A 9637-nucleotide genomic window follows, 5' to 3' on the forward strand; every position below is an offset into this window, starting at 1 on the left:
GGCGGGCGTCCGGGGAGCCAGTGACTGACATGACCGGGCTCGTGCACACCTGTCGCGCCGCGTGAGAACGCGGTTAGCTGGGCCCATGCGAGGAGCCATCATCCACGGAGCCGGGGACGTCCGTTGCGAGGACCGTCCGGACCCGACCATCATCGAGCCCACGGACGCCGTCGTGCGGACGGTCGCCACGTGCGTCTGCGGCTCGGATCTGTGGCGCTACCGCGGCATCGCGCCGGTGCCGGAGCCCACCCCGATCGGCCACGAATACGTGGGGGTCGTCACCGAGGTCGGCTCGGCGGTGCGGAGCGTCGCCGTCGGCGACTTCGTCGTCGGCGGGTTCACCACGAGCGACAACCTGTGTCCGGTGTGCCGCAAGGGCGCGCACGCCAACTGCCTGAACCGCACCGGCTACGACGGCTGCCAGGCCGAGTTGATCCGCGTCCAGAACGCCGACGGCACGCTGCTCGCCACCCCCGAGCAGCCGGACGACGACCTCGTCCCCAGCCTGCTGGCCCTCTCCGACGTCGCCTGCACCGGGTGGCACGGGGCGGTGTCGGCGGGGGTCGGGCCGGGGTCGTCCGTGGTGGTCGTCGGCGACGGCGCAGTCGGGTTGTCGGCGGTGCTGGCCGCGTCGCAGTTGGGCGCGGTGACGATCATCGCGATGTCCCGGCACGCCGACCGCCAGGCGATCGCGACCGCCTTCGGCGCGACCCACATCGTCGCCGAGCGAGGGGACGCGGGCCTCGCGGCTGTCCGGGACCTCACCGACGGCATCGGCCCCGACTGCGTGATCGAGTGCGTCGGCACCGAGGACGCCCGGGCGACCGCCGTCGCCGCATGTCGGCCCGGCGGGATGATCGGCCTCCTCGGCGTCCCGCACGGCGAGCTGCCCGTCGACCAGATGTTCTGGGACAACAAGGGCTTCCGCGGCGGGGTCGCCCCCGTGCGCGCCTACCTGCCTCGCCTGCTCGACCTGGTGTGGAAGCGCGAGATCGAGCCGGGCCGGGTGTTCGACCTGGAGTTGCCCCTGGAGCGGGTCGCGGAGGCCTACGAGGCCATGGACGACCGCCGCGCCATCAAGGTGCTGCTCCGCCCCTGAGACCGAGCGGTGTACGACCGCGCGCGTTCCCTGAAGGCGCGCCCCCCACCCAAGAGAAGAGGAGAACCATGGATGTCGTGGTCGTCGTCGGAGCCGGCCTCATCGGCCAGGCCATCGCACGCCGGGTCGGGCCCGGCAAGAAGATCATCCTGGCCGATCTGCGCCAGGCCCACGCGGACGCCGCCGTCGAGACGTTCCTGAACGCCGGTTTCGACGCCGAGGCGGCCACGGTAGACGTCGCGTCGCGCGCCTCGGTGCACGCCCTCGCCGAGCGTGCGGCGGCGTCCGGGGACGTCAGGGCCCTCATTCACGCCGCGGGCGTCTCGCCGTCGCAGGCGCCCGTCGAGGCGATCCTGACGGTCGACCTCTACGGACGGCGCTCGTGCTGGAGGAGTTCGGCGCTGTGATCGCCCGCGGCGGGGCGGGCGTGGTGATCTCGTCGCAGTCCGGACGCCGGCTGCCCGCCCTCACCGCCGACGAGGACCGCGCGCTCGCGACCACACCGGCCGACGAGCTGCTGGGTTTGCCCCTGGTCAGCCGGGTCACGGACACCCTGCACGCCTACCAGCTCAGCAAGCGCGGCAACGGGCTGCGGGTCATGGCGGAGGCCATCCGGTGGGCCGAACGGGGAGCTCGTGTGAACGCGATCAGCCCCGGCATCGTCGTGACTCCGCTCGCCCGCGACGAGTTGACCGGCCCGCGCGGAGCCGGCTACCGCCGCATGCTCGAACTCGCACCCGCCGGCCGCGCGGGGACGCCCGACGAGATCGCCGCCGTCGGCGCCTTGCTGCTCGGCCCCGACGGCACCTGGATCTCCGGCAGCGACATCCTCATCGACGGCGGCGTGACGGCGTCGTGGTACTACGGCCCGCTGCGTCCGGAGGAGTCGTGACCGACCTCGACGCGATCCCCGCGAACGACCGCGCCGCCGCGGCGTGAACGCCGGCCAGGCGACCGGACGCCGAGAAATGTCGGACGCCCGTGCCAGACTGCGGGGCATGGAACCCACCACGCGGCCCAGCACGGCGAACGCCGCGGTCAGTGACCTCTCGCCGTCGGCCATCGAGGTGCGCGGCGCCCGCGTGCACAACCTGAAGGCGGTCGACGTCGACGTTCCCCTCGACCGGCTCGTGGCGATCGTGGGCGTGTCGGGGTCGGGCAAGTCGTCGCTGGCGATGGGCGTGCTGTACGCGGAGGGGTCGCGCCGCTACATCGAGGCGCTGTCGACCTATACGCGGCGGCGCATGTCGCACGCCGCGCGGGCGGCGGTGAGCAGCGTCCGGCACATCCCGGCCGCGCTGGCGCTGCGGCAGCGGCCCGGCGTCCCGGGGGTGCGCAGCACCTTCGGCACCTCCACCGAACTGCTCAACGTGCTGCGGGTCATGTTCTCCCGGCTCGCCTCGCACGTCTGCCCGAACGGGCACCGGCTCTCCCCGACGATCGACGTGGCCGCCGACCTGCCGCTCACGTGCCCGGTGTGCGGGGAGTCGTTCCGGCCGCTGGGCGCCGAGGCGCTGGCGTTCAACTCCGGGGGCGCCTGCCCCACGTGCCAGGGCACCGGCACGGTGCGCGAGGTCGACGAGGCGTCCCTGGTGCCCGATCCGGGCCGCACGATCGCCGACGGGGCCGTCGCCCCGTGGGGCATGTTCGGGCTGACGGTGATGCCCCAGGTGGCCGAGGCGTACGGCGTCCGCATCGACGTGCCGTACGAGCAGCTCACCGACGCCGAGCGCGACATCGTGATGAACGGGGCGGACGAGAAGCGGCACATCTCGGTCCCGTCGAAATCGGGCAAGCTGTTCGAGCTCGACTTCACCTACCGCAACGCGCGGCGCGCGGTGGAAGAGGCGCTGGGCAAGGCCACCACCGAGCGCGGGCTGAGCCGGGTGAACCGGTTCATCACCGCGCGCCAGTGCCCCGACTGCCACGGCACCCGGCTCAGCGCCGCCGCGCGCGAGCCCGAGGTGGCGGGCATCAACCTCGCGGAGGCGACGGTCAAGACCCTTGACGAGCTCGTCGCCTGGGCGCCCACGGTCGAGCCGACGCTGCCGGCCGACATGCGCCGCATGGCCCGTCAGATCGTCGGCCAGTTGCTTGAGATGGCGCGCCGCCTCACCCAGCTGGGCCTGGGGTACCTCAGCCTCGATCGGGCCGGGTCGACACTGTCCACGGGTGAGCGCCAGCGGGTGCAGCTCGCCCGCGCGGTCCGCAACGAGACGACCGGGGTGCTCTACGTGCTCGACGAGCCGTCCATCGGGCTGCACCCGTCGAACGTCGACGGGCTGCTCGGGGTGATCCACGACCTCAGGGGCTCGGGCAACTCGGTGGTGCTGGTCGACCACGACGTCCAACTGCTGCGCGAGGCAGAGTGGCTGATCGAACTGGGCCCCGGCTCGGGCGGCGACGGCGGCACGGTCGTCGCGAGCGGCACGGTCGACGATCTGGCGAGCGACCCGGCGTCCCTCATCGGGGGCTTCCTGGCGGGCCGCGAGAAGCTGGTCGTCCGCGAACAGGCGGAGCTCGAGCACCTGTACGACGCCGGCCGCCTGCGGCTCGCCACCACGCCGCTACACACCGTGCATGCGCTGGAGGCGGAGATCCCTCAGGGACGCCTCACGGCCATCACCGGCGTCTCCGGCTCCGGCAAGACGACGCTGGTGCTGGAGAGCCTGGTGCCCGGGCTGCAGGCGGCGGCGTCCGGGGGGCCGCTGCCCGCGCACGTCGCCCGGCTCGACGCGCCCGGCATCGGCCGGGTGAACGTGGTGGACGCCACGCCGATCGGCACGAACGTCCGCTCGACCGTCGCGACGTACAGCGGGGTGCTGGACGACCTGCGCCGCGCCTACGCGACCACCGACGGGGCGCGCGAGCGGGGGCTGAAGGCGTCCGACTTCTCGTACAACACCGGATCGCTGCGGTGCCCGCGCTGCGAGGGCACCGGGCAGGTGTCGCTCGACGTGCAGTTTCTGCCCGACGTCGACATCCCGTGCCCCGACTGCGAGGGCAGCCGGTACGCGATGGCGGCGTACGACGTGGTGAGGGGCACGAAGGGGGCGGGCGACCTGTCGTTGCCCGAGCTGCTGGGCCTCACGGTGCGGGAGGCGTCCGAGGCGCTGGCGGGCCTGAAGAAGGTCCGGCGCAAGCTGCAGACCCTCACCGATCTGGGGCTCGGTTACCTGACGCTCGGCGAAGACACCCCGGCGCTGTCGGGCGGCGAGGCGCAGCGGCTCAAGCTCGCGAACGAGTTGGACCGAGATCAGTCGGACGCGGTGTTCGTGCTCGACGAGCCGAGCGTCGGCCTGCATCCCCTCGACACGCGGGTGCTGCTCGGCGTGCTCGATCGGCTGGTCGAGCGCGGGGCGACCGTCGTCGTGATCGAGCACGACCTCAACGTCATCGCGAACGCCGACTACGTCATCGACCTCGGGCCGGGCGGCGGGGCGTCCGGCGGGCGCATCGTCGCGACGGGGACGCCGCGGCAGGTCGCCGCCGACCCCGCGTCGGTCACGGGGCGCTACCTGGCCGGCCTCACGGAACCGTGACGGGCGGCACGAAGGCGCGCGGGCGCGGCCGCAGGGCGGGCACGTCGATCTCGATCAGCGTCGGGCCGCCGCGCTTGACGGCCTTCTTGAGGGCCTTGTCGAAGGCGTCCGGGTCGCTGACGGCCTTGTGTCGCACGCCCATCGACTCGGCGAGCAGCCCGAAGTCGGGGGTGTGCAGGTCGACGCCGCGGGGCGGGGAATCCTGGGCGTCCTGCAGGTTGCGCAGCACGCCGTAGCCGCCGTCGTTGAACAGCGCGACGATCACGTGCGGGCGCTCGGCGCCCAGCACCGCGAGCTCGCCGAGGTGCACGGCGAGGCCGCCGTCGCCGATGATCGCGAGCACGGGGGCGTCCGGGCGGGCGCAGGCCGCGCCGATCGCCATGCCGAGCCCCTGCCCGATGCCGCCGCCGGCGGCGTACAGGTTGTCCGTCGGGTCGTAGACGGGCAGCAGCCGGTTGCCCCACGAGCTGCCGGGCACGGTGACGTCGCGCACGATGGGCGACCGGCGCGGCAGCCGCTTGCCCATCGCGTCGCAGATCGCCGCGTAGGCGCCGATGTCTTTCCGATGGGCCCGGCGGGCGGACGCCGCGGCCTCGGCCACCCGGCCGGCCCAGTCGGCGTCCGGGCTCGTGGAGCCGAGCTCGTCGAGCAGGGCGGGCACCGTGACGGACGCCTCGCCCCGCAGCCCGACGGTGACGGGGAAGTTGCGGCCGATCGCGTCGGCGTCCAGGTCGATCTGAATGTGCTCGGCCGGCAGCGGCAGCCCGAAGGTGCGCGTCTCGTTGGCGCGCAGGTGGCTGCCGATTGTCAGGAGGCAGTCGGCGTCCTCAAGCAGCCCTTCGAGCGCCTCGTCGGCGGCGAAATTGCCGATGCACAGCGGGTGATCCTCGGGGATCGAACCGCGCCCGTTCGCGCCGGTGAGCACGCCGGCGCCCCACGCCTCGGCGAGGTCGGCCAGCGGACGCCCCACGCGCCGGGCTCCCCCGCCGGCCCAGACCAGCGGACGCTTCGCCTGGCGCATCGTCGCGGCCGCCCGCTCGAGGTCACGGCGCGGCGCCGGACGGAGCCGCGGCTCGCGCTCGACGACCTTGTTCTGGGCGTCGGGGTCGGCGGTGTATTGCAGGTCGATCGGCCAGTCGACGCTCACCGGGCCGAACGGCGGCGTGGACAGCAGGTCGACCGCCTCGGTCAGCACCGCCCGCGCCTGCCGGGCCGTCTGGATGCGGATCGCGTGCGCCGAGACCGCCTGCAGCATGGCGAGCTGCCGGGGCACCTCGTGGTAGGCGCCCTTGCCCTCCCCGATGAGGTCGACGTTGATGTTGCCGGTGACGTGCAGCACCCGGCTCTCGGCGGTCAGGGCCTCCAGCATCGACCCGGCCGCGTTGCCCGCGCCCGTGCCCGTGGACGTGATCGCCACCCCGATGCCGCCCGTCGCCCGCGCGTACCCGTCGGCCGCGTTCACCGCGGACGCCTCGTGCCGCACGGGCACGAACCGCAGCTCGCGGTCGATCGCCTCCACGAGCGGCTGGTTGTGGATGCTGACCACCCCGAACGCGACCTCCACGCCGGCCTCGCGCATCACCTCGACGAGGATGTCGCCGCCGGTGGCGTCGTCGGGCTGCAGTTGCGAGCGCCCGGTCTCGTGGGACTCGGTCGTCGCGTGGCGTTCTCCCTGGTCGGACACGGTCGCTGCCCCCTTCGGCGTCGCGGCGTTCGTTGCCGCCCCACGCTACCCGGACGCCGACGGTACCGGTGCACCCCCACGGGTGCACCGGCCCGCGCGACCGTCCCCAGGGACGCCCCGCGGACGGTCGCCGGCATCAGGAGTGATGCACCCCGAGGCTCTCCCGGACGCCGAGCCCCGGCTCGGTCACGAGCCGGACGATCAGGTCCGCGACGCTGCGGCGCGACACCGTGGCGTCGGCGTTCTCGAAGGGTTGGGGTTTCGTCGTCGTCCCGTAGGCGATCTCGCGGGAGTCACTCAGCCACGCGGGCCGGATCAGCGTGTAGTCCAGGTCGGACGCCTCGACGACCCGGGCGGCCTCGCGGTACGGGTCGAGCACGGGCCCGACGTGCTGCCCAGGGATCTCGTCGTCGACCCCCATCGAGCTGATGAAGATCAGCCGCCGGACGCCCGCGGCGTCCATCGCGGTGACGATCGTCCGGGCGGCGTCCGCCATGCGACCGGCCAGGTTGGCGTAGACGACGTCCTGTCCCTGGACGGCCGCGGCGACGGCGTCCGGGTCGGTCGCGTCGCCGGCGACGACGGTGACGCGGTCCTCCGGGAGGCCGGCGACCTGGGCGGGCCTGCGCAGGAACAGCGTCAGGTGGGCGTCCGTGCGTTCGAGAAGCTCGGCGGTCGCGACGCGGGCGATCTGCCCGCCGGCGCCGATGATGAGGATGTTGGTCATGATGCCTTCCGTGCCACCCGGGCCGATGGGCCCGCTGCGAGCAACGCTAGGGCGGCGTCCTGCCGGGAGCCAGGCACTGGCAGGGACTGGGTCGGGGCCGAGCGCTCAGCCCCGCGCGCGCTCGGCCACCTCGGCCAGCGCGGACGCCAGCATCCGGCGTAGGGACGCCGGGTCGGCGTCGGCGTAGGTGATGCCCTGGATCGAGAGCCCGTCGAGGAGGGCATGCAGCCGCTCGGCGTCCGGCTCCAGGGAGGGGTCGGCGAGGGGGCCGTCGAGGGTGTCGGGCCAGCCGCGACCGGCGACATCCGCGACCGCGATGCGGGCGATGAACCGCTCCCCCGACCAGGTGGACGCCCGCACCCGCTCGTACGCCTCGTCGAGCCGGGCGATCACCATGAACGCGGCCCACACGCGCACCTCGGCGGCCCGCTCGGCGTCCAGGGGCAGCATGGTCGACAGCAGCCGCTCGGCCCGCTGGGCCGACGGCTGCTCGCGGGTCAGGATCGCCCGCACCCGATCCTCGACGCGGCGAGCCATCTCCTCGACGGCGAACAGCAGCAGGTCGTCCTGCGTCGAGAAGTAGTACCGCACCGCCCCCATGGACCACCCGGCCTCGGCGGCGACCCCCCGGACGGTCGCGCCACCCACCCCGGCCCGATCGACCAGGGCGAACACGGCCCGGGCGATCTCCTGACGCCGGGCGTCGTGATCGACAAGCTTGGGCACGCCTCATTCTTGCACGGTCGTGCGAAATCTGGTGGGGGCGTCCCGGAGGGTATCTTGCGCGCACGGCCTGCGCGCTGCACCCGGCCCGCCGACCCTGACTGGCTCGTTCTCGAGGGGACGCCGTGAGCGGGGTCGCGCTCAGGGGGCGTCCCCGAGAACGAGCCAGTCAGGCGACACGCGTCGCGCGGACGCGGCGTCGGGCCGGCCGCGGACGCCCGCGGTGGCGGCTGTGGTGACTGGGCCCCCGCGGTCGCAGAAACAGACGTGCCCCGCCATGAGACGGGGCACTACTCGATTGGTTGGTGGACCTCCGTAGAGAGTTTGAGAACCCCCTGCCCACCCGTGAGGCGGCTAGGCCGCCGGGGTGGGAATGGTGTTGCCTGTTCGGTTGGGCGGTTCACCCGTTCCGCTGGACCTCGCCCGGCTCCTGCCGGTACGTGTAGGCGGCGGCCCGGACCGCCTCGTCGCTCTCCAGGCCCGCGCCCAGGGCTCCGCCGACCGTTGCCAGGGCGCTGGCCACCACCGCCAGCTTCAGGTAGTCGCCGACGTGAACCGCGTGTCCGAGGTTCTCCTCCAGCAAATGTGCCGGCACCAGCAGTGGGGTGATCAGGAGTGCGAGGACCAGGAGCGCTGTGTACAGGAAGGTCACACCCAGCACGACCGTTCCCGTCGTGGCCAGGTTGAACAGGGTGACGTGCTTCCCACCCGCCGGATTCGAACCGCGCTCCCAAAGGCCCGCTCCGAGGATCAGCGCGGCCGTGATCGCCGTGACGGCGCCGATCCCGATCGCCGCTAACCTGGTCCAGCTGAGCGCGTCGCCCAGCTGCCAGATGTCGGATGTGACCATCGCGAAGACTCCGGCCGCCAGAGCGGCGGTCAGAGCCTTGGAGAGTCCAATGGCAAGCCGCCAGGGCTGATTGGCCCGGATCATTCCGACCAGGAGTCGCACGTTCCCTCTCAGGACCCTCGCCGTGAACATGACGCTGCCGTCTCCCTCTTCCTGCTGACTCCCCAGCTCGCCAGCGCGGCGCCGGAGGGCGGCCTCCGAGCCAGCGGACGGGTGATCCTCGGCCTCCCCGAGCAAGGTGCGCACGAGACCGACGACTGCGCCACTGGCGCGTCGACGCAGTCCCACCGCCCCGAGCGCCGGCAGGCATACGACAGCCACTCCGTGCACCGGGCTGGCATGGGCGACCACCGGCCGGCGACGAACACTGAGCGGCAAGTCCGTGAGGCAGACGACGAGGTCCCAGGCCTCCACCAGGAGCCGCTCCCGTGCCGCGCCGACGAGGACAGAGTCGTCAGCAGGTGGGTGGACGAGGGCATCGACCACCGTTGGCACCCGCCATCGGACGGTGGGCATCAGCACACTCAGCTCTGCGCGCAGGTCCTCAGCGAGATCAGCCGCGACTTGGGCGGCCGTACCCGGAGCCGAGATGAGTCCGATCACCACCTCACCGGCACTCATGGGCAGCCGGTCGGGCTGCACGAATGGGTCCGAACATTGTGCGTCATACACACAAGTGTGGGGTCGCCCGCGGAGCAGTGCAAGAAGCATCCGTCAGGTGTGCGCCGCGATCCCAGGTCAGTGACCGAGCGAGCTGGCTCGGCAGCGTCGACATGGTGTTGGCGAGCGAGTTCTTCCGGCGTCGATATCAGCCTGCACGACCCAACGACCCAACGACGCAACGACTCAGCACCGGCGCTTTCCTGGCGGGCAATGGCCGCAATCGCCTTCGCGGTCGACGGGTACTCAGCCGCTACAAGGGCAACCACCCGGCGCTCGTGCCTGCCGAGGTCTGGTACCAGGTCCAGTCCCGTGCTCACCGCGCACCAGTGCGCCGTCGAGGCGACCCAGG

At 72.9% G+C, this 9637-nt stretch carries 8 protein-coding genes; 4 read left to right on the forward strand and 4 right to left on the reverse strand.

Going from position 1 to position 9637, the window contains the following annotated elements; genetic code table 11:
• The first annotated feature begins 85 nt into the window (after positions 1-85).
• From WMJ97_RS12890 to WMJ97_RS12905, 4 genes are all read left to right on the forward strand, one after another.
• Complete coding sequence (locus WMJ97_RS12890) at positions 86-1099, forward strand: zinc-binding dehydrogenase (protein WP_347349405.1); 1014 nt, start codon at positions 86-88, stop codon at positions 1097-1099.
• Positions 1100-1167: 68 nt separating this feature from the next.
• Positions 1168-1506, forward strand: a complete 339-nt coding sequence (locus WMJ97_RS12895) for an SDR family NAD(P)-dependent oxidoreductase (RefSeq protein WP_347349406.1) — start codon at positions 1168-1170, stop codon at positions 1504-1506.
• Positions 1482-1991: an SDR family oxidoreductase gene (locus tag WMJ97_RS12900; protein WP_347349407.1), complete on the forward strand. Its 510-nt coding sequence runs from the start codon at positions 1482-1484 to the stop codon at positions 1989-1991. The genes WMJ97_RS12895 and WMJ97_RS12900 overlap by 25 nt, the downstream gene beginning before the upstream one ends.
• Before the next feature lie 106 nt (positions 1992-2097).
• Positions 2098-4641, forward strand: coding sequence for an excinuclease ABC subunit UvrA (locus tag WMJ97_RS12905; RefSeq protein ID WP_347349408.1), 2544 nt, complete (start codon positions 2098-2100; stop codon positions 4639-4641).
• Here the strand turns inward: WMJ97_RS12905 and WMJ97_RS12910 are convergent.
• From WMJ97_RS12910 to WMJ97_RS12925, 4 genes are all read right to left on the reverse strand, one after another.
• Complete coding sequence (locus WMJ97_RS12910) at positions 4628-6325, reverse strand: thiamine pyrophosphate-binding protein (RefSeq protein WP_347349409.1); 1698 nt, start codon at positions 6323-6325, stop codon at positions 4628-4630. The two genes, WMJ97_RS12905 and WMJ97_RS12910, sit on opposite strands and share 14 nt — an antisense overlap.
• Before the next feature lie 136 nt (positions 6326-6461).
• Positions 6462-7052 carry an NAD(P)H-binding protein gene (locus WMJ97_RS12915; RefSeq protein WP_347349410.1) on the reverse strand — a complete coding sequence of 197 codons (591 nt, stop codon included), beginning with the start codon at positions 7050-7052 and terminating at the stop codon, positions 6462-6464.
• A 105-nt stretch (positions 7053-7157) separates the two neighbouring features.
• The gene (locus WMJ97_RS12920) at positions 7158-7778 is read right to left on the reverse strand and encodes a TetR family transcriptional regulator C-terminal domain-containing protein (RefSeq protein WP_347349411.1); all 621 of its coding nucleotides are present in this window, start codon (positions 7776-7778) and stop codon (positions 7158-7160) included.
• 397 nt (positions 7779-8175) lie between these two features.
• Entirely contained in the window at positions 8176-9267 is a 1092-nt protein-coding gene (locus WMJ97_RS12925) for a hypothetical protein (protein ID WP_347349412.1), read from the reverse strand.
• Positions 9268-9637: the final 370 nt, after the last annotated feature.

This window comes from Nigerium sp. (assembly GCF_039811905.1).
Classification (GTDB): Bacteria; Actinomycetota; Actinomycetes; order Propionibacteriales; family Propionibacteriaceae; genus Propioniciclava.

Coding starts and splice junctions, on each gene's coding strand:
- WMJ97_RS12890 (WP_347349405.1), top strand. CDS start 86: ATGCGAGGAGCCATCATCCACGGAGCCGGGGACGTCCGTTGCGAGGAC.
- WMJ97_RS12895 (WP_347349406.1), top strand. CDS start 1,168: ATGGATGTCGTGGTCGTCGTCGGAGCCGGCCTCATCGGCCAGGCCATC.
- WMJ97_RS12905 (WP_347349408.1), top strand. CDS start 2,098: ATGGAACCCACCACGCGGCCCAGCACGGCGAACGCCGCGGTCAGTGAC.
- WMJ97_RS12915 (WP_347349410.1), bottom strand. CDS start 7,052: ATGACCAACATCCTCATCATCGGCGCCGGCGGGCAGATCGCCCGCGTC.